The sequence below is a fragment of the Nostoc sp. genome, from assembly GCF_036919675.1.
Lineage (GTDB): Bacteria > Cyanobacteriota > Cyanobacteriia > Cyanobacteriales > Nostocaceae > Nostoc.
Genome location: NZ_JBALCP010000076.1, coordinates 1 through 25590, shown reverse-complemented (window position 1 = coordinate 25590; position 25590 = coordinate 1). Strand labels below are relative to the sequence as shown.

Below are 25590 nucleotides of genomic sequence, written 5' to 3'. Positions count from 1 at the left end.
TTCATTGTTGAGTAAGAATTGATTTCTTCCTCTATTTTCATTGATTCTGCCACTCTTCAATAGTTCATCTGTTCTAGCAAAGTTGACATGCTCCCATAACCAGCACTCAAAGAACAGACGACTGTTCAATACTGGATAATCGTTTTTTGGCAGTCCTCTCAAAATACCTTTGACAATCTTGGGAAATGAATTTATAATCACTATCAAATAGATATACTTTAATCTTCCGCCCAAAATTTAACATATTTTGGGCTATTTTTATCAGATTTTTCTTAACATTCAACACTTTTGGACTTTGGGCAATAGATTAATTCAGCAAGCTCAATGATTTTATATACTTTACTAATTAATAAAAAATTCATATTTATCTTCAAGCTGAAGTCATAGTGAATAAGGACGAATATTGATCAGCCCTTAATCCGTACTTCATAGACCATGACAGATGGGTGTTTGAGATTAAGTCTTTCTCCGAATTTGAAATGTATAAAATAAGTTAATAGTGTTTGATTTTATTACAAACATTATTATTATTTAACAGGATCTCACTAAAGCTAAAGTATTTTTTCTTAATTATGTATAACCTTAACCAAGGAGAGAGTGATTACCACAGAAAAAACTCTATGATGAAGTATGTTAATAAAAGTTAGAGTTCTTGATTTTAGGATCAAGTTTTTGTCCTATGGTCAAGCGATCGCTCGAAGCATCACTCACCGGGATTCAAGAAGCTAAAAAAGCATTTGCTCGCAAGGGTTGGACACAAGACAATCTAGCAGGAGAAGTCAACCTCAAGACTAGACAACCAATTTGGCGGTTTTTGAGTGGTCGTCCAGTTGAGCGTCATACTTTTATTGAAATTTGTTTAGTGTTGGAACTCAATTGGCGGGAGATTGCGACTAATCCCCCGGCAGAATTTTTGGGACTAGAAGAATACGCCCAGCCTCCTGTACTGGATATTGATAAATTAGTGGAAAAAGTGCGATCGCAACGCTTCGACAAAATTCAAGACCAGTGTGGTATTTTGCAGTTATTGGATATCAGCCGTCCAGTTACGATCAATGACATATATATAGATGTGAATATTTTGGAGTCAATTGCCAGTCTTCAGTGGTTAGAGATCACTGATCTGCAAAACCTTGATCCCAAAGAATTTGACAGTTTTGGCTTAGGTGAAGTTGACGAGAAACAAATACCTGGTACACAGGCAGTTGAAACTTACTCCAAAATTAGGGTACTAGGTAAACCAGGAGTAGGTAAAACCACCTTTTTGCAACATCTTGCCATTCAATGTAACCAAAGCGCATTTGCGGCAAATCAAGTGCCAATCTTCATCACACTGAGAAACTTTGCCCAAGAATCTAACATTACCAACGAGTTCAGCCTATTAAACTACATCCGCCAAGAGTTTTTCACATCTGGAATTTCCGATCCCTCAGTCATCGAAACCTTGCTGAATGAAGGTAGGGTATTACTGTTGCTTGATGGCATGGATGAAGTTCTTAACCAACAAAGCAATGCTGTCTTAAACGAAATTCGCAGGTTTTCAGAGAAGTATCACAAAAATCGGTTCGTGGCGACTTGTCGAACAGCAGCTCAAAAACTCAGACTCCGAGGCTTTACCGATGTTGAAATTGCCCCATTTACCTTAGAACAAATCCGAGCCTTCGCTCAAAAATGGTTTGTGGTTTTTAGCAAGACCAACCAAAAAGATGGTCAAGCCCACTCCGTTAAGTTTATTCAGAAGTTGGAATTAGATGAAAATTGGCAATTTCGCCAACTCGTCGTCACACCTCTATTTCTACATCTTGCCTGTTGGGTGTTTTACGGTAAAGAAAAATTTCCGACTAAGCGGACTGACTTTTATAAAGAAGGTTTAGACCTTCTATTAGGCAAATGGGATGAAGCCAGAGGCATTGAACGGGATGACGTTTACCGAGGCTTTTTATTACCACAAAAGCTCAAGTTATTGAGTCAAATTGCCGCAGCGACATTTGAGCAGGGTCAGTACTTTTTTGAGCAACGCATCGTTGAACAATACATTGGTGACTATATTCAGAATCTCAGCAACGTGCCAATGGATGCAGAGTCACTGCAAATCGAAAGCGAAGCAGCGCTAAAGTCAATCGAGGCTCAACATGGGCTACTGGCAGAACGGGCGCGGGGAATTTTTTCCTTCTCCTATCTGGCGTTTCAAGAATATTTCACAGCGAGGAAAATCGTTGCCAGCCATAACCTAGAGGCATTTGGGCAAGCCCTATCCGGTCTAGTCAGTCATATCACCGACCCCCACTGGCGCGAAATCTTCTTGTTAACCGCTACCATGCTCAGAAGTGCAGACTCTCTAGTACAGTTGATGAAGCAACAGATTGATACACTGGTTGCCCAAGATGATTATTTACAAGAGTTTTTGACCTGGGCTAGCCAAAAATCTCGCAGTATTCCTACCCAATCAAAAGATGCGACAGTTCGAGCATTTTACCTGGCCTTGAGTCGGACTCCTCACATAGCTTCGCACTTTGCCCTAGCCACCAGCCTCGACCAGGGGATGTTTCTGGATGCGGCATTAGATGACCTGCTGATAGAGTGTGTAATTGATGGCAGCCAGGACTTTGCCCACATCCACGCCTGCGGAGATGCTTTGAGCAACATTCTGGGTATTGTTCTGGATGTTGGACTCCATAAATCCTTGCAACAACTCTCTGACCAGTTGCCAAATTCTGGTCAAAGTCAACAACGGTTTGAGCTATGGTCACAAACGAACTATTCAGCTTGGGCTGAACAGGTAAACAAGACGGTGATTAATTATCGCAATATTAACCACCAGTGGCAGTTTAGCTCTGAGCAACAGCGAGTGTTGCAAGGCTACTATGATGCTAATCAATTACTACTCGATTGCCTGCATAGCAATTGTGAAGTGACATCTGCTATCAGGCAAGAAATTGAAGCCACCTTATTGTTGCCGATAAAGGAACTTGAGGATAGGGAATGGCACTAATTTTTTTGGTTAATTCCTGAAAGAGAGTCTCATTCTATTCGCCTAATAGTTTTTAAAATTTTACGTGGCTGTAAAACACTCGTTTTACATTCTCAGCCGCAGTCACGTAGAACAACACGATCGCTCCCAGAACCAACACAAAACTCAACGGCAACGGTTGAAATCCTAGTAGGGTTGCCAACGGTGTCCAGGGAATGATAATTGTCACTCCAATGGTCGCCAGGGTTGCCGCCAACAAGTATTTTCCTGGCTTAGTGTTGAAAATGGATTGGCGGGTACGAACGACTAGCACAACCAGCGATGCAGAGATGACAGATTCCAAAAACCAGCCTGTTCTAAACTGTTGTGGTTGAGCGTGCAGCAGCAACAGCAGCGCCCCAAAGGTGAGATAATCAAATATTGAACTCAACAAACCAAAGACGATCATGAAGTTGCGGATAAACTTGATATCCATCCGGCGAGGTTTATTGACTAATTCCTTATCTACCCGATCTGTTGCGATCGTCAATTCCGGGAAATCGGTGAGTAGGTTCGTCAGCAAAATCTGACTGGGTAGCAGCGGCAAAAAGGGCAGAAACAGAGAAATTCCTGCCATGCTAAACATATTGCCAAAATTGGCGCTAGTTGCCATAAATACATACTTTAAAGTGTTGGCAAATGTCACCCGTCCTTCCTTTACGCCTTCGATGAGGACATTTAAATCCTTTGCCATCAAGACAATATCAGCAGCTTCCTTAGCGACATCGACTGCACTCTCGACTGAAATGCCAACATCAGCAGCATGAAGCGCAGAGGCATCATTAATGCCGTCTCCCAGATATCCAACTACATTCCCCGCTTTTTTGAGGGCGATAATGATCCGCTCTTTTTGGTTTGGCTCTACCTCGGCAAAGACATTTGTATCTTGTACTTGATGCATCAAGGCTTCATCACTGAGTTTTTCTAGTTCGGAGCCTGTCAACGCCTTTGGTTCAGGCAATCCTACTTGCTGAATGATACTCATTGCAACCGCCTTGCTGTCTCCGGTAATCATCTTCGGTGTGATTCCCAGCAGTTGCAACTCTTTGAGGGTGTCAGCGATACCAGCTTTGGGCGGATCGAAGAGAGCGAGGTAGCCGAGAAATGTCATGTTCGTTTCATCGTCTTTGCTGAAAGAATCTTGATTAAAATCACGATAAGCCACACCCAAGGCTCTAAATCCTTTACTGCCCAAGTCTTCAGCTTGTTGGTGGAGTTTTTGTCGCTGATCTGCAATGGGACTCGCTTTTCCCTCACCAGTCTCAACGGTTGAGCAAACATCCAGAATATTTTTCAGTGCGCCTTTAGTAATAATTAAATGCGTACTTTCTGTCTTAAACAGGATGCTTAGACGTTTGCGGTTAAAGTCATAAGGCACTTCATCTAGCTTTTGATAGCCAGAAATATCAAATGTTTTGTATTCACGAATCGCTGCATCGATGGGATTGACATAACCCGACTCAGATGCAGCATTCAAATAAGCGTAAAGTAGAACGCGATCGCTTTCTTGACCTTCCACATCAACCGCAGAGTGAATTTTCACCTCTCCTTCCGTCAGCGTACCCGTCTTATCGGTGCAAAACACATTCATGCTGCCAAAGTTTTCGATCGCAGGTAAGCGCTTTACAATCACCTGTTTTTTTGCCATTTTCTTGGCACCACGAGCCAGGTTAACGCTAACGATCGCAGGTAGCAGTTGAGGAGTCAAACCCACCGCCAGCGCCAGAGAAAATAGAAAGGATTCCAGTACTGGGCGATGGAGATAGACGTTAGCGACAAAAATTAGAACTACCAAAATTAGTGTTACTTCCATGAGAAAGTAGCCAAACTTGCTCAGTCCCCTTTCAAATTCGGTTTCGCTCGGTCTGAGTTTCAGGCGTTCTGATACTTTGCCGAATTCAGTTTCTTTTCCGGTATGAACGACTACTGCTTTTGCCGTTCCACTAATCACATTAGTTCCCAGATAGAGGGAATTGGTGCGTTGGCTCAGTCCAGTTTCAGCCGGCAATACGCCACTTAGCTTGTCAGCTGGATAGGTTTCTCCTGTCAGTGCTGCTTCATTCACTGATAAGTCTTTTGACTCTAAAACTAGACAGTCGCCCGGAATATTTTTACCTGCACTCAGCAACACAATGTCACCCTTGACCACTTCCTCATTAGGGATTTCTTGAGATTGACCATCTCTCAAAACAGTTGCTTTAACTTGCACTAATGCCAATAATTTTTCGACGGCATTCGAGGCTCCTTGCTCTTGCCAAAATCCTAATAGCCCACTGATCAGGACGATCGTCAAAATGATTATGGCATCTGCTGCATCTTTGAGAAAAATCGATAGCACTGCCGCAAAAATCAGAATCAAGATAATCGGACTCTTGAACTGATTTAGCAACAGCATCCATGCACTCGATTTGTGTTTTTGTTTGAGGCTGTTTGCGCCGAACTCGCTTAGGCGTTGTTTGGCATCTTGACGGCTTAACCCGGAGGTTGTCGAGTGCATCTGCTGAAGCACTTGATCTGTGGATAAGCTCCAAAACGCAGAGAGTTGGGGATTCATTGGTTTGATTTGCGGTAAATCTTTTTGCTGCCTAACGCGACTCGGCAAAATGCTGTCGAATCTTCGCCGCGATCTGACGCTCCGTCATCTTGTCAACTGTTTCAATACCTACGATGCGTTCACCGAGGTTATTTGCTTCAAGACGTTTTTTCAGTTCATCTTTTGCCTCACCCGGCCCAAATATCAGAATAGACTCTGCATCACGAATATATGCAATGACCGCATCATAGTAAATATTGAGTTCTCCTGTAAAAGTTTTCTGGAGGCTATCATCTGCGGGTACTTGATGTGATTCGTAAGCACCCTTAAGAGGTGAATCACCAGAACGCCGAGGCTGTTTTTCTACTTCCGATATTATCTCTTTTATATCTTCCCCTTTCTCCGTAACAGTCACGACAATAGCTTTCCTATGGTCAATCCACAGCCCTACTTTTGTTTTCATTGATATCTCCTTTGTTCACTAGTTCCACATTGAATTTTAGAACTGCTTACCAGAGTCAAATTAACAACTTTGGCTTATGATTTTACTGTGATAGACGGTTGTTTTATTTCCTGAATGAATTGATTGAATACGATACAAAACTTAATTACGAATTACGAATTACGAATTATTTAAATCTCGTCGTGCTAAAGCTTGAATCTCAGTTCGCAGTGCAGTAATTTCTGCTTGCAAGGCTTTAATTGATTTCACACCTGCTAGTTCTGCTTCATTATTTTCGGCATCCTGACCAACAAAGAATGTTGCCAGGGTTGCCGTCACGTAACCACTGATCGCAAAGGCATACAGTGCCAGGAAAAAACATAGCACCCGCCCTTCTGCCGTTTTCGGAAAGTAATCAGACCCGATCGTAGTCATTACCATTGCTGTCCACCACAGCGCAGTACCATAATCGGCGATCGCGCCATCAGGAAGTTCGCGCTCAAACGCATAAATTCCAGCCGCTCCAATTAGAGTGACAATTATGGTTAATCCCACTACATAGCCAAACCCTCGCCGCCCAATACTGGCTCCCAGGACTCGCATTCCTTTGTTGGTTCGTGTCATCACTCGCAACAACTGTAACCCTCGAACTGCATGAACTGATTGCAAAGACTGCATGACTCGCAAAATCCGAAAGACTCGCAGCGCTGGAATAAACAGTGAAAAAGCAGTCAACCAGTTATGTCGAAGGTAGGAAATTCTATGAGGTGCGAGGAGAAATTTGATACCAAAATCTATGATGAAGGCGATCCAAATGATGGCAGCGATCGCTTCTAGTAGAGGATTCAGTCCCCAAACTAGCTCAACGATAAAAAGTCCCAACCAAGCAAAGCCTAGCACCAGCATCGGCGTTTCTAGCCAATCTTCCAACTGTTGCAGCACTTCGCTGCGCTCTTGATCTAATGCCGGCTTTGACCGTTGGTTCAGATAGCTCATAACGCCTTCGATGAATGAGACTTATACACCTTTAACTGTGCGCGTAATTGGGCAATTTCAGTTGTCATATCTAGCACCATTGCTGCTCCGACTAAATTCAGCCCCAAATCTCGACGCAAGCGTTGAATCTGAGCAATTCGCGCAATCTCGCGGGAATGCAGCAAATCACCGATGGGTTCGATTACGCCTAACTCAACGTAAAACTTTACAAGCGTAATCGAAGTTTCAGTTATCAATGCAGCATAAGCAAAGCTGTAGAGTTGTTCACCTTCGAGTGAAACCACGGTTTTTGAAAGGCTGAAGGTCATAATTTTATCTCCTCTAACTGGGCGCGTGGGTTAAAGCTAGTGTTTGCCTGGATTTTTTCGTAGTATTCTTGCTCGATCGCACTCAGGTCTTGCGGCGTGACAATCTGAAGCTTGGCAAATAAGTCACCTCGTCCCCCTTTGGGCAATGTCCAGCCTTTGCCGCGCAGCCTGAGCGATTGCCCCGATCGCACCCCTTTGGGAACTTTCATTGTCACGCTACCATCGGGGGTAGGGACGCTGATTTCTGCCCCTAAAACCGCTTCATCGGGGCGAATTGGAATGTCACAAACCAGGTTATCGCCCTCAAATCGATAGAAGGGATGCGGTAACACTTCGATGGTAAGATACAAATCGCCGCGCTGTTGAGAGAATGGACTAGGACGACCTTTACCCTTGAGGCGAATTCGACTGCCTGGTTTTGCACCTGCGGGAATACGGACGTTGATTGTTTCCTCGTCGAGTTGCAAACGCTTTTGGACACCGTGAAACGCTTCGGAAAATGTGAGTGCGATCGCAGCTTCAGTATCCGGTGCAGGAGCTTGAGAACGAAATCCTCCATTAAAATCATCAAAGCCACCAGTGGAGGTTTGACGTCTCGATCGACCCAGCAGATCGTTGATAAATGAATCAAAATCGCCGTACTGATCGAAGTCGGTTGTACCAACATTAGTGGAACTAGGTGGCGGCGCTTCAGTATAACCAGGGTGATTCCAGTGCTGACCAAAGCGATCGTACTTCTGCCGCTTCTCTGGATCAGATAATACCTCATTCGCTTCGTTCAGTTCTTTGAACTTTGTTTCTGCGTCATTGTCTCCAGGATTGAGGTCAGGATGGTACTTACGGGCAAGCTTGCGGTAAGTCCGTTTGATTTCTTCTGGGGTTGCGGTTTTGCTTACTCCCAAAATGGCATAGTAGTCTTTAAAATCTGTTGTAGTTGGCATCAGTTACCTCTTGTTCGCGTAGCGGCAATTTAGGAGAATTGCAGGTTTTTTGCAGTGGGTGTATTTTCAGTTAGAGATAAGTTCCAATTCAATCATGCTAACAATTGCTCTCACGAAGTCTAGGGAAGCTTCACACTTTTTCTTTCCAGGCGATTCCTGTGTTTCCAATAAGCAAAGCCACTAGCAATAATCATCACAAAGGTAGGAGCCGCAAGCCATAACCAGAAACCAGGAAGTAACTTGATTAATAGAAGCTGACTATCAGGATTACTACCATTAGGTAACGGAAACCAATATGTTGAGATTGTGCCTGTAAAGCCTATGATAATTGAAGTCAAAGCAGAAGCTATTGAGAACTTGTATTTTTTCTGGACAAACAATTTACAGGAATACCAATAAAGTGGATTAGCCAACCAGCCAATAGCCGGCACTTGAAGAAATAACAATCCAAGTATTCCCCCAATTGTAACTTCAATCCCCTTCATGATATAAATCGAACCTGTGTGTATTGTCTTGGGTTCGATTATCTCAAAAGTTAATGCTGGCAAGCTAAGTGCCATTACATAAATAAATAAAGATATTCCTAATAAAAACAAGGGTTGTGTTAAGAAAGATGCTTTTTTCATCAGTTGGATTCTATACAGGGTTACTTGGCTATTCAAGATAAGATGAGAACAACATTGAAAGTGCAAAACTCCCGATAAACGTCAACGTAGATAAGTTTGTATCTTGAGTTTGATGGGCTTCTGGAAGAATTTCTTCAACGATCGCCACCATTAAAGTGCCTGTTGTAAATGCAAGTACAATTAACTTGGGTAGATCAGATTGTCCGCGCAATCCCCAATAGCCCAGCGTTGCACCCAGCCAAACAGGAATCAGAAACGCCGCAAGTAACCAAAATCGCTGTGTTCGCGGCATATTTTGACTCTTAAACTCTGCGTTGGTGACAAATCCTTCGGGAATGTGAGCCACAACTCTCCCCGATGCCAGAACTACGCCTAGATGAGGTGCGATCGTTAAACTGGTGCCAATCATTAAGCCATCACCAAATAAGTCGATGGCTATGCTCAGAAAAATCACCCAACTAACACTATTATGATCAACACCACGCAGTCGATTTTTGCTTAAATTGAGAAGCTGATTAATCCAGACAAAAAAAGCTCCACCTAAAAACAATGCTAAAATAGCTGCCCAAACAGGTTTAGACATCGCAACTCTCGGTATCAGTTCGGTAGATGCGTTCGCGCAGCGTCTCCGCAGGAGAATCGCTAACAACACGCCAGCAGCAGCGTGCAGTGCAAGCCCTAATGTTTGTTTTGATGACGGTAAGGCTTCAGCAATCATTGCTCCCATGAAGTTGCTGACAACGGGCAAAGCTGATAGTGTTAGAGCAAATAGAAATTCCTGCATAGTCACGCTCCGCTAGTCGTAACAGACTTTTTGGTGTTTGTTTCGATTGCAGTCTATCAAGACGCGAACTCATAGTGAATCTCTGTAGTTCTTCCTTTAAAATAGAGCCGAGTGCCTTCTGGATATTCCCATCCCACCTCGCCTTCTAAGGGAATAAGCATCCCATTACAAACTGAATATTCCCAGAATCGACCGACCCAAGGCATAGCAGTCAGCTTGTCACGATAACGAGCCTCAGCCCGACAAGTAGCGATCGCCCCTTCAGCATTAAACTGAAATACGAGGGAGACAGTTGTTGCACCATCCGTCAAAGTAGCACGGGCAGAGGTGTCATTAATTGCTTCCCAGCGCACTCCCTGACTGGGTAATAGGGCAGTGGGATACCAAGTAGTTTCAGCAAAGAACCGCAATAATTCACCTTGGTTCGCTTCAGGCGTACTGTGTATTTTTGCAACGGTAAAAAGACCGAGTAATGATGCGTGTAAGTTACCTTCTCCTAAAATATAGGTATCATGAACAAAGGCATTAACTCCTGGAGCCATCTGGATGCGTGCATCCCAATCAAAACCGAGGCGTTGAGTCATCACAAGTTGAGTGGCAGTAAATGGATTCCACTTGGCTTCCGTTTCATTCAGATTGAACTGTCCTTGCTGAGAAAGCTTGACCACAGCCACGATCGCTTGTCCATCCTTGAGTACTGTCCGAAAAAATCGCTGTACGGGATCTGGTAAGCCTTCAATTTCTTTTTGCTCATAGATTTGGGGCTTAATTGCTCGCCGTCCATTTATTAATTTGGTTCGTAAGTTATCAGTGTTCAACTGCCAGCGATAGCTACCATAGATCGCAGCAAGTCCGAGGCAGACTATGATTAAAACACCAATCATTGCAATCCATTTCATCCACATGATGCTTACCTATGGTTGTTAATTGATAATTTGATAGATTGTGATGATAAAAATGATTGTAAAAATAGTTGTATAAATTAACTTCGTATATTTGGCTAGCCAACTTGGAAGATAAATATCAAAATTGTCCTTTGTAGAGTTTGAATATTTTCGGGCAAGCAGATTTAATGGGCAGTGTAATTTAAAGGTTAGTAGGGTTAGCCCTTCTAGAAATACAAATCCATAACCAATCCAGAGCCAGAGATCGAGTTTATTTGCAATTGCAGCATAAAGCATATAGAAAATCACAAAGTTGAAGAATACCCATATCAACGTATGAATGATTTTAATTAACGTCAATTTTGTTTGATTTTCCATATTGGTTTTAGTGTGCCGGATGGTTGTTTTATTTCCTGAATGAATTGATTGAATACGATATAAAACGTAACGCTAGATTTTGTAAAGAATGCCAAAAATTGATCGCAGGTATAATAACAGAGATAGCCAGAAACCAGATTTAAAGATATGCGATCGCCAATTCCCGTTTTTTCGGTTGCCGAATATTTAGAAGCAGAAAGTAAAAGCGAACTTCGCCATGAGTATTTGGGTGGTCAAATTTTTGCGATGGCGGGGGGCAGTAAGGCGCACAATATCATTACCTTAAATATTGCCAGTCGGTTACGTTCTCAATTGCGGGGTGGGGCTGGCGATGTGTTTATGTCGGATATGAAAGTCAAATTAAGCACTGCTAATCAAAATCAGACGATATTTTATTATCCTGATGTAGTAGTTACTTGTAGTCATGAGGATCGAGATAACTATTTTGTGAATTATCCTTTTAAAGTCTACTGCCGACCCCATCTATGTTCAAGCTTTCCAAACTCTTGACCTGCAAAATAAACTCAATAGGCTTGGTCGGATCGAAAGAGGAATCATTTACAATGCTGAGATACAGGATGCGATCTTTCACGCGACTCTCTAAAAGCGGAAGGATGTTGTCTTCAGCGCTAATAGTCAGGGACTCTTTTCCCGTCTGCTGCACCCTAACCCTACCCACGGATTTAAAGGAGATGGATGAAAATCCAGCCACTTCTCTGGATTCAGTTTTGACGATTCCAGATCCTCTAAGCCCACCCAAGTTAAAAGAGCAGCCTGCAAACATACTCAAAGCTGCCAAGCACGCAGCCAAACTGTATAACTTTGATCTCATTATTTTGCCTCCCTTGGTTCATTCAAACTGAAATTTAAATAACTGGGCGCGATTCTCTTTTCCTAGGGAACGCTCCGCGAACAGAGAGGCTACCTCAAGGTCCGCACAATTTTCAATTTGGATAGTCGATATAACTTTCTTGTCAGGGGCTGAATAAAGTGACCCATGATAAAGCTTCCTTACCCTCTATTTTTGTTTTTCCTTGGTTTTGGACTAAGTGCTGCTTTCGCCGAATAGATGCCAGCCAAAATACCCAAGATATTTCCTATCCAAGTTCGCCAGTCAGGACTGTAACCCACATAGATCATGAATTTGCCAGATAAAATAGCGAAGATGATCAGTCCAGAAAATGCCGAAACTAAGACATATGTGATCAGGAAAAAGAAAATTGCTTTGAAAATTGCTTTGAAATATTTCATAAGTACCTATGCAGAATTTTTTTCACACTAAATTTCACTTACCTTTGGCGAATTCGGGGCGTTTTCACAAGGTAAAATATGGAAATCAGTGCTACTAAGCCAGGGGCAGAAAGCCATACCCAGAAACCCGCCAGCAGTTTCTCTAGTAGCATATTAGGCGGGGCACCAGTACCACTCGGCAATTTGAACCAAAATCCTAATGACGTCCCTCCGAAACCTACAGCAACGGAGGTTAGTGCAGTGATTGCTGAAATTTTATATTTCTGACGAGCAAAGAAAACGCAACAAAGCCAATAAATAGGGTTAGCAAGCCAACCCACAGCTGCAATTTGTAGGAACATCAACCCAAAAAGTCCACTCAAAGTAAGTTCAAAACCATTCATTTCAATTTCGTAATCCTTCGGATTAGGCACTTTTGAAGTATCGATTGGAACGATTTTAAAAAGAAGACAAGGTAGGGCAAGTGCTATTCCATATAGCACTAGAGACAATCCCAGAGAAACAATTCTGTACTTCATGGGCTGCGTTTACGTCCAGCATAATGATTTTCGTCTTATGGTTTACTTTGCTCGTTTTAGGCGAGAAAATCAGCATTAACTACAATGATGAACATTTATGCTGTCCTGCTCAATCAATAGCTATTTGAGGTTTCTCTTTACCAAACTTCCACAGCAAGATGACACCCAACCCGAACAGATTGACTAGAAAAACGACTAGCCCTCCAAAAAATGGAATGAGTTCCAAAACTGTCAGAATTGCCAAACCCATCAAGAACTGCTGCTGTAACGACCGATTGCCATTACTGATTAGGCTTTGACCGACAAAAAGTGCCACGGCTAATGATCCGACTAGAGAAGTGACGATCGCAGTCAGACTTAGTAGTGGAATCAGAGGAATACCAATGAGCGTAATCGCCAGAAACACGCTGAAAAAGATAATAGCGACAATCGCCCCCATCCCCCATAAACCAGTCAAACTGGGGTGCTGACGCAATTTTGTAGCCAAACTTTGTAGGAACTGTGGGTTGGTATGCAAAATAATCAGTCCGAGAATAGCTGCTACTACAGCGGCACTAATTCTAAAAATGGCACTGAAGAAATACTGCGCGAAGAAGCTACTTCTGCCTCGATTGGAACCATACATCATGCCATGTCTATCGCTGAATGTGGCGCGTTCACCAACAATGATCGCATCTGGTTCTTGTACGATTTTGCCACCAAAGGAGTAAGCATCACCATCTACCCGCACTCCTTTTTTCAGTATGACATCCCCGCCAAAAGCGATCGCAGTATCCAAAACTCTAGCATTAGGTAATACGGTAACACTCCCCCCAAAAGCCAGGGCGTTTTCGACAACTTGATTCTCTGGTACGGTTACGCTTCCACCAAAGCGAATGAGGTTGGTGTTGTTGATATTGATATCAGTCTGTGCTAGGGCATTGCCTGCAAATATTAAGCTTATGCTGGCTATAAAAACCAGAATTAATTGTTGCCATTTCATAGATTTCATCCTCGTGAACGACAAGAACATCGACTATCTCTCATGACATTTAAAAAAATATAGTAAGAACAAAAACAAGTAGAAAGAATTTTGATGGTCAGTGGTTTTCTGGTTTGGTGTTATCCATAATTGTTATTAAATAAAGTTCCTTTTCGTGCTTTGAAGGTATTGCTAACACGGAATGGGTTTCTTACGACGGTAAGCTATTCCTAAAATGACGGATACTATTAGCTCGATAGAAAAAACAACAATTACTTTCCAATTCAAATTTAGCTGTAAGGCTCCATTATTACCCATATATAAAGCTAACAAAAGACATTTATTATACCAGGCATGACTTATTACACAGAAAAATAAGTTATTTGTGTATTTATACAGAGTTGTAAAACTGGAACTTAAAATTATTCCTAATAATAAAAATAATCCAAATGGAAATGAAGTTTGAAGTGTCCCTTTTATAAACCATAATGGCAAATGCCATATACTCCATATAATTCCCACAATAAGGACAGAAGGTAAATAATTAATTACCTTTTCTAATTTAGGTTGCAAAATCCCACGCCATCCTAATTCCTCTGATCCACCTCCAATTATAAGTCCTGGTAAACTAATTAAGATATAGAGAATGGATGTAGGATTCTTGATTCCAAAAGCAATCCAAACCATAAATAAACGCCAAATTAAAAATAATCCAAATATCAGCCACACTTTTTTATCTGTTTTTTTACCAAAGACAAACTTCACAAAAGATTTTTCACTAAAATCTTCCTTGAACTGTCGATAAATAATATAGGAACTAATAGCTGGGCCGAAACCGCCAATTAACATTGGTATCCAAAATAAAGGCTCACCATACCAAAGAGCATTAAAATATCTGTTCCCGATGATAATAATTAACCAACAAAACCATGTTATTGAAAAAGTGTAAAGTAGAAAAAGTCCAATTTGTTTTAGCGATCGCTTCTTTTGTTTCATATTTTTATCGCTCCTTAACTTTTTGAAAAATCTTTTTCTATGTAATGGTCGCCAAGTTTTTTGGTTGTTTATTCATCAAATAACCACCCAAGCCTGTTATCCATAGCACAATAGGATAAACAAGCCATCTTTCTGTTCCACCCAGACCAATAAAAGGAACAATAATATTAGGGGTAAATACAACAGCACACCACGTTATTAATGAAATAGCTCCAAAGACAATTCCGATAAACTTAAACGGAGCAGAAACAATTTTAAAAGACATAATAGCTGATACTCCACCCGATATAAAAGTGAGCAAAGAGAATATTCCGTGATACGGGACTTTATCGCCAGAAAAGAATCCAATACCCACTAGACCTAACCCAAATAGACTAAGTGGAATACTGAAAAGCAGTTTTTTGAAATATTTATGCTGATAAAATGTTGCCATCAAAGCCATTAAGCCAGATAACAGCATGGTGACATTAAAAATGCTAGCGGATGGTTGATAGATTAAGCTGTTGGGTGGTTTTGTTGCACCAAGATCGCTGATTTCGCTGCGAAAAGTTGTGTAGCCAGATGGATATAGCACTTCGGCAGTGATGATGCCCATTAAGGCAAATGAACCGGCAAGAAAAAGTAATAGACCAGAAAGTTTTAATTTATTCATGACAGATTGTTTCACTTGATTTTTTGAGCAAGCGTATCGCGTTCGCGTTCCCGCGAAACTAATCCCGTAACTTTTCCTTGAGTGTTTTTGACAAATTTAATTTCCGTTTCAGACTCTTTTAGAAAAAAGTCGGTTTCTGATTCGGCGAACAACTCAGATTTCGGCTGTCCGGTCGCCTGACTCATTAATTTCCCTTTTTCGTTTGTGATAGTGAGAATAAAGTTTGGGGCAATTTGATATTGTCCGGCGTAAATGTCGTATATTTTGGGTTCAACCGAAACGATGACTTTTTGTTTTGGAAGATACTCGAACCAAGCATATTCTTTGGCAATACTTCGCATTATTTCTTCCGCAAGAACATAGCCGTTGTCTGAATTTGTCATCACAACTGCACCTTGTCCACTATCGGAATAGGCAACCATCAAACATCTGTAACCTTCGTTCCCGCCGCCATGAACGAAACGGGCGGATTTATTTTTTCCTCGCAGTTCGAGTCCAAGTCCCCATCCTCCGATTTGCGGCGTGAGCATTTCATTAACCATTTCGACAGATAAAACTCTGTTTGACTTTCCGCTTTTGGACTTTTGAATTTCAATTGCAAAACGAGCAAGGTCGGAAGGCGCTGTCCAAAGTCCAGCCGCCGCCATTTCAGGATATGTGTACCAATTGCCTTTGATTTTTGCTCCATTGGATTTGTGACCGGCGGCGGCTGAAGCCCAAAGTTCTTTCGGAAGCGGTTGCTGATAAGTGCTGCGGATCATATTAAGTTTTTTAAGAACCTCTTCCTGCATAAAAGCGGGAAACGGCTTTTCGGTTATATCTGTTGCAAGTTTGTGCATAATGACATAGCCGCCTCCGGAGTATCTAAAATCTTTGTTCGGTGCGCCATCAACCCTTATCGGAATTGAATTAGCTGGCGTTACTCTGTCCAAAATTTGCAGAATTGTCGGAATTTCTTCATCCACCGCGTAACCGCGAAAGCCCGAAACCGTCAGACTTGCGCTATGACTTAACAAGCCACGCAAATTTATCTTTTGCTCTTTCGTAAAATCGTTTTCGGGAACTTTCCACAAAACAAGTTTTTTATTCACATCTTCGTCAAGTTTCAATTTATTCTCTTGAACGAGTCGTAACATCGCCATTGCTACTATCGGCTTACTAATTGATGCTGCTTGAAAAAGCGTTTCGGGAGTTATAGATTTATTCCCGCCTGTTTCTTGAACTCCGTAACCACGCGCCCATTCAATCTTTCCGTTGTTAATAACGCCAACACTGATACCGGGAATTTTATAAAATCGCATTCGCTTAACAAGCTTCATAGCCATATTCGGCTCACCCTTGACAATAAACGGCAGAAGCAACCCGTTCTCGACGCGCCGAATTCTTTCGTCTAGCCTTGCACTTGGGGTTGATGTATAAATTCGCTTTTGAGCTAATCCGGTTGGCAAAAATATACTGGCAATACCCAGGCTGAAAGCTGTGCATAAAAATAGGAGAATAAATACTGATATTCTTATTTTCATAAGTTGAAATTACGGATTTTTATTAAAACATGAAGAGTTTAACTTTGAATTATATGAAAACCCTTTCTGTCTAATTTTATAAATTTATACAATCATTTCTGTATAAACCAATCAACGGGGCGGCGTAGTGAAACTGGTGACGGATAATTCTTCAAATAACCCGCTCGCAAGATAAATTGAATATTTTCGCTAATCCCAATTGACTGATTTAGAGTTTGTCTCGTTGAGGTTTCTTCCAATATCTGAGTCATCGGATGAATGGCTATACTCTTTTCCCGTACTTTCAAGAAAAGTCTTTGCATTCGTCTGCCAGTTTCCAGCAGTGTCGCCACCGAATTGTCTTTACTGGTAATGAGAATCCAACCAGCCGATTCCGACACTTCGTGTTTAATTTTATCAAGCCCTGTCTGTCGGAAATCCTTTTTCATCACATTATCTTTACTGTAAAAGTTCCGCACCACCCAGCCAGAAAATCCTTCTATTTCCATGCTTGCCGTTGTCAGCCCGTCACGATATTTCTCAGCATCCTTAGTGGAGAATCTAATCCAGTCGGCTAATTCTTGCTGCGCTGGGTTGCGATCGCATTGAAGGCGGTTGGCAATGATAGTTTGTTCGTTTATAAATTGGCTTTCTTTAGTGGTGACAGGTAGATAATAAATAAATTCCGGTTCTGAATTGACAAGATATTTGATATCTTCTTTTTTCAGCACATTACTCAAAAAATTGGAACGAACAGTGCGGCGATTTTTTATTTTTGCGATATCAAAAGTATTTTTTAACTCTTTTTTTTTCAATTTTACTTCCATCACCCGTTCGTCCTGATTAGTCTTAGCCAGCAAATTCCACTGACAGTCATAGCCAAAAGAACTAGCGGCATATTCCAGATTTTGAATAAAAGTACCGATTGATAAAATCGTTTCTCTCTGAGTCGGGTCAACGGCAGGTAGCCATTTACTTTTATCGTTGCCGATAATCCAGTGATAAGGTTCGACATATTGAACAAACCACGGCTGCGTGTTGTGTCCACTCGGCGCGAGGGAGGCGAAAAACAGAATTTCTTTTTCATCCGGTTTGAAAGTTTCTTTGTTATCGTTTGCTGGTTTTATATCCGTCCTTAAAAGATTCCTTTTATCACTCAACAAATAAGATGTTGTCACAGTTACAATTATTGTCCCTCCTGCAATACTGATAAAGTTTTTCCTGTTCATAATGATCGCCATTGAGGGTAAAGAACAACTAATTTTAATTATGAAAAATTAGAAAATGCGGAGCATCGTTTTATATGAAGATTGGTGGATAAATCCCGCACTGTGGTTTTTAACCTACTTCAAAGTTCAGTCTAAATCAAGTCTTCTAGTTTGAATATGCTTGTGGTGTTGCGGCACTGATAGCATTGCTTCAATGTGAGGATTTGCCGATTCTGCTGCAATTTTGAGAAAATCAGGATCGTCATTGACACAATAAAGCCGTGTATAAGTCACCGTTGGATACTGACGCTGCAAAGATTGAATCGCATCTGAGATTAATGATTAATAATCATTTCTTTAAGCCTAAGTAAATTGTTTTTTAGAAGTATGCCGTAGATGAAGCAATGAGTTCCGGTTAAAAAAATTACCACGAATGAAGCGCCCGCAACTGTGGCGTTTTTTTCAATTGATGGGCTTCCATGCGTGTGAGAACATCATCTAGAATGGCGATCGCTTCGGCAATAAACGCCCCTTTATTTAACATCACACATTCAGCCCGTTCAGCCATTGCGGCGTCGGTCATCTCTCCCCGCGAAGGTGTGCCATCTTTTACCAAACTCTCTAGTACTTGAGTTGCCCAAATAACAGGAACATGAGCTGCTTCGCAAAGCCAGAGAATTTCTTCCTGGATCTCTGTTAAACGCTGGTATCCAATTTCAACAGCTAAGTCACCTCTGGCAATCATCACCCCAAATGATTGCTTCCCTGCGGCATAAATGATTAATTCTGGCAGATTGGAAACAGCGATCGCGGTTTCAATTTTTGCCACGATCGCCGGTCGGGTTAGTCGTCCCTGAGAGCGCTTGTCCAATTCTTGTTGGAGTGACTCAATATCGGCAGATCGTTGTACAAAAGAGTAGCCAATAATATCTGCGTGGATGGCGACAAAATCCAAGTCGGATAAATCTTTTTCAGTCAGTGGGCTAAGAGGTAAGACTGTATTTGGGAAATTCAACCCCTTTTCAGATTTGAGTTTAACTCCTTTGGGGCTGGCATGAGTCACTTGTAGTAAAAGTCCCGGTTGTCCATTGGCTACTGAGTACTGGGTATCAACTACACAAGTCCGAATCTTGCCATCGTCGATATATACAGGGGTGTCAACAGTTAAGGTGATTTCTGACAAAGAATATACCCAGGTTGACGAGTTTCGACACAACGACCGACTCAGTGCATCGCTTCGCTCAACTCTCGATTTCCTAGTTGGTTGAGCGAAGTCGAAACCAACGGCGGCGGTAAATTTATTAACGGAAATTGCCTAACAAATCAAGAATTTCGGGAACCGTACAGCAAGTTTGGAAAATGTCTACAGGTGATGCACTTGCTTTACTTCCGAGTTCCGGCTCACACCGCGACAGCAGGATATGATCTCCTTTAAATACCCGTTTTTTATCAAGTGGTGCAAGTACCGCTCCCGTGCGGATTTTCACACCAGCTAAGTCCATCATGACTTTACAAGGCGTTCCTGTTTCCTGTTCCGCTCGACGGATATGGTCGATCATCCTTCCCCAGGATTCGGTTGTATCGTGGGCACAGTTAATTCGCACACAGTTTGCGCCGCGTTGCATAATTTCTCGCACCATCTCATAGTCAGTGGCGGCTTCGGTGGGTAGTGTTACCATAATCCTGACCCGACGCTGGGGTGGAGACTGACCAAACAATTCTTCGGTGTGCTGCTGTAGTAAGCGATCGCCCTCAAAAAAGAACTCGATGGGTGGACGGTTGAGGTGCTGGGCAGACTCAGAGCCGCAAATGACTTCCAAGGTGGCAATGACAGCATCAAGATTGGGCATCACCCGTGCTTCAATCCGTCCTAATGAGGATAAGCCCCAAGGCATTAGTGCAGCTTGGAGGGAGCGAAGATCATGCCGACGTAAAGCTAGATACTCAGCTAAATTTAAGGCACTAGAAAGAAACTCAGTCCGCTGAATGTGCAATTTCCACTGGTTAAAGGTGGCTTGTCCTTCGCTTTCAACAGTCTGGCGAAGTTCTTGCAGAGTTGATAGCAAATTCTGTGGACTTGATAGATTCAGAAGTGTGCCAAACGACTGATTGCTTTGTGTCTTGGTGTTCGAGTTTGAAGTTTTAAGCTGCATTAAAGTTTTTCCCTATTATTTGTTGGTTCAAAGCTTTATGGCCTGGGCGAATTCCATTTGCCCAGGCTTACTGTAAAGCGCGGCGCTGTCCTGAATGCAGAGTTAGCATCCAAACTCCATCAAACAAAAGATTGATTCCAATGAAAGTGCCAATCAGCCAAGCTGCGTTAAATGGAAAGTTAGACCAAATGAAAATACCGAAAATAATGCCGATGATTCCGCTTACAAGCATTAATCCCCAGTTAGATGAAATCCGGCGCATTTGAAATGCGATCGCCACTTGAATCACGCCTTGCACAAAAATAGTAATACCCAACACTAACGTCAGGGCAAGCACCCCTTCAAACGGATTTGCCACCACGAGAATTCCAGATAGGAGATACAAAAGACCTAGAATCAGCTTCCCGACAACTTTACCTGCACCTCTTGATTGAAAGGCATAAACAATTTGAGTAATTCCAGCAAAGATGAATATCCAGCCAAATAGTAAGGTTGAAGCAACGCTGGCAAAGAAAGGAAATGCGATCGCTATTACGCCCAATACGATCATGAGAATAGCGATCGCGGTTGTCCATCTAGAACTAACAACTTGCTGATCAATTTCAGACTCAATAACTCTCATCTTGATCTCCTTTTAAATTTATATAAAAAATTTGATGGATCAATGTTGTACAAATTGTGGTACTGATTTAGGATTTGTGATATCAATCGAGCCTTGGCTTAACCCAACCAGTTGAGCGACTCGAAAGGCAGAAGTTATAGCTCCTTCATGCAACCCATCACCAAGGTAGGCTCCCGCATGGTAAGTGTTGTTCTCGCCATTAGTTGCAACTACTTCATCTCGATATTGAAAAGATTCAGTGGTATATAACGGAGTGTGATGTTTTTGAATGTGAATAATGCTATCGCTAGCAATCAACTCCTCTAGTTGGAACGAGAGAAAATAATTTGGTGGCGATGAGATGTTACAAATCTGATTCAGGCAACTGTTATAACCCCATCGGCTTTTTGCCTGAAAGAAATCAAATTCTGAGGGTTGTTTAATGCCATAGCGGTTGTATATGGAACTATCTGTATGAAGTAAGGTAGTCGCATAATTGGCTTTCCAGGCAGAAAACCGTTTGATTTCGGCATCGGTTGGATCTGCTAACAACGCCATCACTTGGTCGGGTGACGTAGCAAACACGACTTTATCAAACTCCTGAATTTCACCTGTTGATCGCACAATTTTCACAGCATCCGAACTTCTGAAAATCCGGTCAATCTCTACATTCAGCAAAACCTCACCCTGGAATCGCGCCAGAATTTTTTCAATGTAAGAATACACACCGCCTTTAACCCTGAGCCAATGGACTGCGACATCCTTGCGTAAGACAGGCATTGCCAATTCTGCCGGAAAATCATCAATCAGTTCCAACGGCATTGAATAGCTATACATAATTAGCGATTTTAGCCAAGTATTACGAATACAGGGCTGTTTCAAGTATTGCGACAAAGGCTGATTATAAAAATCTTGCAGGTGAGCAAATTTTATTCTTAGCCATAATCCAGCAGAACGAGCATAGAGGGTATCAAGGCGTAAATATTCGATCAGGCGGCGAATACCTGTGAAGTTCTTCTGGATGGTGACTCTTGATAGAAAGTGGCTGCCATTTTTGAAAAACATCGCTGAACCCATATTTACAGGTTCTAGTTCTACGCCTAACTCTTCCATGAGGGCGATGAAGTTGTGAAACACAGTTGGAAATTCTAGTACTCCATTTTCCAAAATTTCCTGACAATTGGATTGGTTCGGCTGAACGTTCTTGTTCAGTGTCCGAATATGTCCACCTAAAGTAGATTGCCGTTCAAACACAGTGACATGATGCCCTTGTTTATCGAGCAGGTAAGCTGTCACCATGCCACTGGCTCCCCCCCCAACGATCGCGATTCTCATGATTTACCTCTTAATTAATAAAATAGTTGAAGAAGAATTCAGAATTCAGAAGTCAGGAATTGATGGGGTTTTCCCCTGCCCTTTTTCCTCTTTTTGACTCCTGAATTCTGTTTTGATAAAGTGCGATACCGAATAGCCTGTCGTAGACATCGCCTTTTTAGCCTTAGCCTAAAATCACGTTACCTGATAACCTTTGATACAGCAGTGCGCCTGTCCAAAATGTCGCAGCAAAACCCGGATAGCCAGATGAGGCATTGCAGAAATAGAAATGGTTGAGTGAGGTTTCGTGATTCAGTCGCCCCATACCCATATTCCGTGGTGTCAGACTGGAGCCATAGGAATTCCCATTGGGACACCAGCAAAAACGCTCATTCGTAGTAGGGCTACCTGTGATGTGGAAGACCATGTATTTTCTAAAGTTCGGTACATAGTTTTTTTCTACAACATCGAGGATGGAGTCTAAGATTTCTTGCTTTTTCTGGTTGTAAGCTTTGCGATTTTCCTCCCGTAATTCCTGGAAGTAGTTGTAATTGGCAACAGTGAGGAATTCCACAATCTGGCAGTCTTCCGGGCAATCTCGACTCGCTTTAGTTAATAAAGTAGGCGTTGTGATGGCAAAACTAGGATTAGAAAAGTCATTGCGATCGTACATCTGCGCGAAGGCTTCATTTAGATCGTGATGCCCTGTATGAAAGAGATTCCACTTACCAAATCCATACTCTCGGAGGTCGATATCTTTGACGACGCAATAAGCCATGTAGTTAGATGGCGAATATTCATAGTTGAGTTTTCGACGCACACTTTTAGAAAACTGCGATTCCCCGATCATCTTGGCGGCTTTTTTGGGGTCAATATTGCAAATTACGGTGTCGCCTGTAAATTCATGGGTTTGATGGCTACTGAGATCCATCGCCTGAACTCCCGTAACTGTTCTGTCTGTGACTCTAAAATTTGTAACTTCATGGTTGAGCAATACCTGTCCGCCATGTGATTCAATGACATTAACCAATGAATTAATCACATACTCAAAATGCTGGGTTGGGTAAAATGCGCCTGCTTGATAACCTCGGAATAATATAACCCAGGCATAGAAAGAGAGTTGATTGGGAGGCAACAAAAAATCAGGCCATTGTAGGGCTAATAGGGTTTGGGCAGCTTGGGGTAGCTGGAATTTATCAAATACATCCTGAAGTGTGCTATTGAGATATTGGACAGTAGAAAATACCTCATTTGGATGTTTTAATAGTTCAATTGGCTTGATCGGTGGAGAGAGTCTTTTCAAGCCTGCACCAGTCTTTTCCACTTCGTTGACGAATTGGCGAATCAGATCGCCATGAGCCGGAAACATCTTAGACAATCGCTGGATCAGTTCCTCTGGTTCCGAGGGAATATCCAAACTATGCTCTGGCATTCGCATGTGATCAAAGCCGTCCGAATCATAACGTTCAAAAGTTACTTCTTGCTCTAACCCTAGTTTTTTGAGTACCCGATTGACGGTTTGCCCTTCACCGCAGTCCCAGACGTAGTGAAATTGAGCGTTAAACGTATATTTTTTAGCCATTGTAAATGTATGCCCAAAGCCTCCGGGATGCTCATGGGCTTCGAGAATTTGCACAGTCTTGCCAGAGTTGGCCATCAAAGCGCCAAAGACTAATGCTGATAAACCACTACCGACAATCAGGTAATCTGGTTTCATGAGAGAGTTCCTCGAACAATAAAAATCTGAGTTCTGTCCCGTTGAAACGCCCGTTGGTGAAGGCAAAACTTACTTAAACGCTTTGACTAAAGCCTTAAACTCAACTTGCAGTGACTTGTCATGACGCGAGATAGGTGGGATCTGGCGATCGATACTGAGGAATTCGTATACTGCCATCTGAGCAGCTCGCACCGAATACTCAACTGTGAAGACGACATCATCAGCAATTTCCACAAACTGGCTGATGAAAGCGAGGTTCTTTGAGCTACGAGGGATTGGCAATGGTCGATCGCTGCGTAAACGAGGCATAAACATACTGGTGATGTACGGCATTCTGCAAGGAATACAGTTTGCCGATTCTACGATGTCCAAATCGAATCGTAAATGACCGCAGAGTTCTCGCAGAATTTCTTCACCGTTGCATTCACTCATTGGCTTAGGCACAAAGTTACCCACGCGATCGCCAAAAAGAGCATATCCCCAGAAGACTTGTACATCAGCTGGCTGATTTATAAAATGGGGTTGATAGGCGAGTACAATGGACATCAGCCAATTTGAGTCTTTAAACGTGATTAACCCGCCAGTCCCCGCTTGATTGCCGCTAAATTTGGCCATTTTATCGAAGAATGCAGGGTTTTTTAGTGTCACCGTAAAAGACTCCCAGAGAGACTCGGCAATGCTGCTATTAAAAACAGCAGGATTTCCAAAATCTGGGCTTTCTGCTGCCAACTTTTCCCACAAAGTCCAACTGGTGCAATCCTGTTTAGTCAGCTTCTTAGGCGCACTTTTCATCGACCCCAAACTTGAGGCATCGGTCATTGATCCGTTTTGTAGAAAAACCAAGTCGCTATCATTAACCGCGATGGTTTTGCTTTCACCACTCTGCTGATAATGAATGCCTGTCACTACCAACTTCCCTTCTGCGGTGGTGCTATCCAGATCCGTCACCTTGCAATCGACGAGGAAATGGACATTTTGGGCAGCAAGCCAACTCTGTAAGGGAAGAATCAATGAATCGTACTGATTGTAGATAGTGCGTTTAACCCCTGCGAGGGTTTCAATCCGAGAGAATTCGAGCATGAAGCGATGCAAGTAACGCTTGAATTCAACAGCACTATGCCACGGCTGGAAGGCGAACGTAGTCACCCACATATACCAAAATTCAGTCTCGAAGAATTCTGGGGAAAGCCAATCTGTGATACAACTAGCACCCAACTCAGCTTCACCAGCTTGGGTGAGCTTCAGCAATTCCTGACGATTTTGCATGGAAAAGCCCATCGAACTCACAGGGACTTTCGCCCGTCGGCTGTCAACCAGACGCGCCATAGAATTTGACTTATGCTGCTCATTGAACTCCATCGTTTCGTCAAATACCGTTTTACCGGGTGAACTCAAGGAGGGGATCGATTTGAAAAGATCCCAAGTGCATTCGTAATTGTCGGTCGTTAACATCCTTCCACCGCGCAGGGAATAGCCATCTGTAGGGTTCCCGGCTCCATCCATACTTCCGCCCAGGAGGGGTTTTGCTTCTAGGATAAAAATATTTCCGCCAGGGAGTCCGCCATCACGAATCATGAAAGCTGCGGCTGCTAAAGAGCCGATACCACCACCTAACAGATAAGCATTAGATTCCTTAACCATATCAACTAAGTCCCTGACGTATTGATTAATGCGGGTTATTAAGTATAGAACTCTTGCATAAATATTTTGTGGTATGGTCAAAGGTTATTTCAATTTCAGTTCTTGGCAATTAAAATAGTCAGAATTTATCAATTTCTTCGATTAAGTATTATTTAGTGATAGCTAACTAAATAA

The 25590-nt window shown here is 42.4% G+C and carries 26 protein-coding genes and 1 pseudogene; 3 read left to right on the top strand and 24 right to left on the bottom strand.

The window, feature by feature from the left end:
- Positions 1 to 201 (bottom strand): annotated as a pseudogene (locus tag V7K49_RS15845) (hypothetical protein); the annotation flags it as partial.
- Positions 202 to 679: 478 nt separating this feature from the next.
- Here V7K49_RS15845 and V7K49_RS15840 point away from each other — a divergent pair.
- Positions 680 to 2992 carry an NACHT domain-containing protein gene (locus V7K49_RS15840; RefSeq protein ID WP_335206365.1) on the top strand — a complete coding sequence of 771 codons (2313 nt, stop codon included), beginning with the start codon at positions 680 to 682 and terminating at the stop codon, positions 2990 to 2992.
- A 52-nt stretch (positions 2993 to 3044) separates the two neighbouring features.
- On the opposite strand, the gene mgtA is transcribed toward V7K49_RS15840, so the two are convergent.
- From mgtA to V7K49_RS15800, 8 genes are all read right to left on the bottom strand, one after another.
- Positions 3045 to 5564 (bottom strand): magnesium-translocating P-type ATPase, encoded by a 2520-nt coding sequence (gene mgtA, locus V7K49_RS15835; RefSeq protein WP_335206364.1) that lies wholly within the window; start codon positions 5562 to 5564, stop codon positions 3045 to 3047.
- 31 nt (positions 5565 to 5595) lie between these two features.
- A complete protein-coding gene (locus V7K49_RS15830; RefSeq protein ID WP_335206363.1) occupies positions 5596 to 5958 on the bottom strand; it encodes a hypothetical protein in 363 nt (120 codons plus the stop codon).
- Positions 5959 to 6165: 207 nt separating this feature from the next.
- Positions 6166 to 6981 (bottom strand): potassium channel family protein, encoded by an 816-nt coding sequence (locus tag V7K49_RS15825; RefSeq protein ID WP_335206362.1) that lies wholly within the window; start codon positions 6979 to 6981, stop codon positions 6166 to 6168.
- Positions 6978 to 7289 (bottom strand): chaperone modulator CbpM, encoded by a 312-nt coding sequence (locus V7K49_RS15820; protein WP_335206361.1) that lies wholly within the window; start codon positions 7287 to 7289, stop codon positions 6978 to 6980. The genes V7K49_RS15825 and V7K49_RS15820 overlap by 4 nt, the downstream gene beginning before the upstream one ends.
- Complete coding sequence (locus V7K49_RS15815) at positions 7286 to 8230, bottom strand: DnaJ C-terminal domain-containing protein (protein WP_335206360.1); 945 nt, start codon at positions 8228 to 8230, stop codon at positions 7286 to 7288. The genes V7K49_RS15820 and V7K49_RS15815 overlap by 4 nt, the downstream gene beginning before the upstream one ends.
- Positions 8231 to 8349: 119 nt before the next feature.
- Entirely contained in the window at positions 8350 to 8856 is a 507-nt protein-coding gene (locus V7K49_RS15810) for a hypothetical protein (protein WP_335206359.1), read from the bottom strand.
- Positions 8857 to 8884: 28 nt separating this feature from the next.
- Positions 8885 to 9640 (bottom strand): ZIP family metal transporter, encoded by a 756-nt coding sequence (locus tag V7K49_RS15805; protein ID WP_335206358.1) that lies wholly within the window; start codon positions 9638 to 9640, stop codon positions 8885 to 8887.
- A 56-nt stretch (positions 9641 to 9696) separates the two neighbouring features.
- On the bottom strand, positions 9697 to 10539 hold the full coding sequence (locus V7K49_RS15800; protein ID WP_335206357.1) for a DUF6920 family protein: 843 nt from the start codon (positions 10537 to 10539) through the stop codon (positions 9697 to 9699).
- 510 nt (positions 10540 to 11049) lie between these two features.
- Between V7K49_RS15800 and V7K49_RS15795 the strand changes: the two genes are divergently transcribed.
- The gene (locus V7K49_RS15795) at positions 11050 to 11412 is read left to right on the top strand and encodes a Uma2 family endonuclease (RefSeq protein WP_442948671.1); all 363 of its coding nucleotides are present in this window, start codon (positions 11050 to 11052) and stop codon (positions 11410 to 11412) included.
- On the opposite strand, the gene V7K49_RS15790 is transcribed toward V7K49_RS15795, so the two are convergent.
- A complete protein-coding gene (locus tag V7K49_RS15790; RefSeq protein ID WP_335206366.1) occupies positions 11363 to 11566 on the bottom strand; it encodes a hypothetical protein in 204 nt (67 codons plus the stop codon). The genes V7K49_RS15795 and V7K49_RS15790 overlap by 50 nt on opposite strands.
- A 28-nt stretch (positions 11567 to 11594) precedes the next feature.
- Here V7K49_RS15790 and V7K49_RS15785 point away from each other — a divergent pair, with 28 nt between their 5' ends.
- The gene (locus V7K49_RS15785; protein WP_335206367.1) at positions 11595 to 11765 is read left to right on the top strand and encodes a hypothetical protein; all 171 of its coding nucleotides are present in this window, start codon (positions 11595 to 11597) and stop codon (positions 11763 to 11765) included.
- Between the two features lie 148 nt (positions 11766 to 11913).
- Here V7K49_RS15785 and V7K49_RS15780 read toward each other — a convergent pair whose 3' ends face one another.
- The 14 genes from V7K49_RS15780 to V7K49_RS15715 all read right to left on the bottom strand — a co-directional run bounded on the left by V7K49_RS15780 (position 11914) and on the right by V7K49_RS15715 (position 25416).
- Positions 11914 to 12153 (bottom strand): hypothetical protein, encoded by a 240-nt coding sequence (locus V7K49_RS15780; protein WP_335206356.1) that lies wholly within the window; start codon positions 12151 to 12153, stop codon positions 11914 to 11916.
- Positions 12154 to 12191: 38 nt separating this feature from the next.
- Positions 12192 to 12635 carry a hypothetical protein gene (locus tag V7K49_RS15775; RefSeq protein WP_335206355.1) on the bottom strand — a complete coding sequence of 148 codons (444 nt, stop codon included), beginning with the start codon at positions 12633 to 12635 and terminating at the stop codon, positions 12192 to 12194.
- Between the two features lie 145 nt (positions 12636 to 12780).
- Complete coding sequence (locus V7K49_RS15770) at positions 12781 to 13653, bottom strand: hypothetical protein (RefSeq protein ID WP_335206353.1); 873 nt, start codon at positions 13651 to 13653, stop codon at positions 12781 to 12783.
- 171 nt (positions 13654 to 13824) lie between these two features.
- Entirely contained in the window at positions 13825 to 14628 is an 804-nt protein-coding gene (locus tag V7K49_RS15765; protein WP_335206352.1) for a CPBP family intramembrane glutamic endopeptidase, read from the bottom strand.
- 37 nt (positions 14629 to 14665) lie between these two features.
- Positions 14666 to 15295, bottom strand: coding sequence for a DUF998 domain-containing protein (locus V7K49_RS15760; protein ID WP_335206351.1), 630 nt, complete (start codon positions 15293 to 15295; stop codon positions 14666 to 14668).
- A complete protein-coding gene (locus V7K49_RS15755; protein ID WP_335206350.1) occupies positions 15292 to 16803 on the bottom strand; it encodes a serine hydrolase in 1512 nt (503 codons plus the stop codon). The genes V7K49_RS15760 and V7K49_RS15755 overlap by 4 nt, the downstream gene beginning before the upstream one ends.
- A gap of 92 nt (positions 16804 to 16895) precedes the next feature.
- On the bottom strand, positions 16896 to 18011 hold the full coding sequence (locus V7K49_RS15750; protein WP_335206349.1) for an Acg family FMN-binding oxidoreductase: 1116 nt from the start codon (positions 18009 to 18011) through the stop codon (positions 16896 to 16898).
- 126 nt (positions 18012 to 18137) lie between these two features.
- Complete coding sequence (locus V7K49_RS15745; protein ID WP_335206348.1) at positions 18138 to 18305, bottom strand: hypothetical protein; 168 nt, start codon at positions 18303 to 18305, stop codon at positions 18138 to 18140.
- Between the two features lie 109 nt (positions 18306 to 18414).
- On the bottom strand, positions 18415 to 19173 hold the full coding sequence (locus V7K49_RS15740; RefSeq protein ID WP_335206347.1) for a pyruvate kinase: 759 nt from the start codon (positions 19171 to 19173) through the stop codon (positions 18415 to 18417).
- Between the two features lie 118 nt (positions 19174 to 19291).
- Positions 19292 to 20143, bottom strand: a complete 852-nt coding sequence (locus tag V7K49_RS15735) for a pyruvate kinase (RefSeq protein ID WP_335206346.1) — start codon at positions 20141 to 20143, stop codon at positions 19292 to 19294.
- 67 nt (positions 20144 to 20210) lie between these two features.
- Positions 20211 to 20765 (bottom strand): HdeD family acid-resistance protein, encoded by a 555-nt coding sequence (locus V7K49_RS15730; RefSeq protein WP_335206345.1) that lies wholly within the window; start codon positions 20763 to 20765, stop codon positions 20211 to 20213.
- A 39-nt stretch (positions 20766 to 20804) separates the two neighbouring features.
- Positions 20805 to 22079, bottom strand: coding sequence for an FAD-dependent oxidoreductase (locus tag V7K49_RS15725; RefSeq protein WP_335206344.1), 1275 nt, complete (start codon positions 22077 to 22079; stop codon positions 20805 to 20807).
- 163 nt (positions 22080 to 22242) lie between these two features.
- The gene (locus V7K49_RS15720; RefSeq protein WP_335206342.1) at positions 22243 to 23775 is read right to left on the bottom strand and encodes a phytoene desaturase family protein; all 1533 of its coding nucleotides are present in this window, start codon (positions 23773 to 23775) and stop codon (positions 22243 to 22245) included.
- Positions 23776 to 23844: 69 nt separating this feature from the next.
- Positions 23845 to 25416, bottom strand: a complete 1572-nt coding sequence (locus V7K49_RS15715; protein ID WP_335206341.1) for an oleate hydratase — start codon at positions 25414 to 25416, stop codon at positions 23845 to 23847.
- Positions 25417 to 25590: the final 174 nt, after the last annotated feature.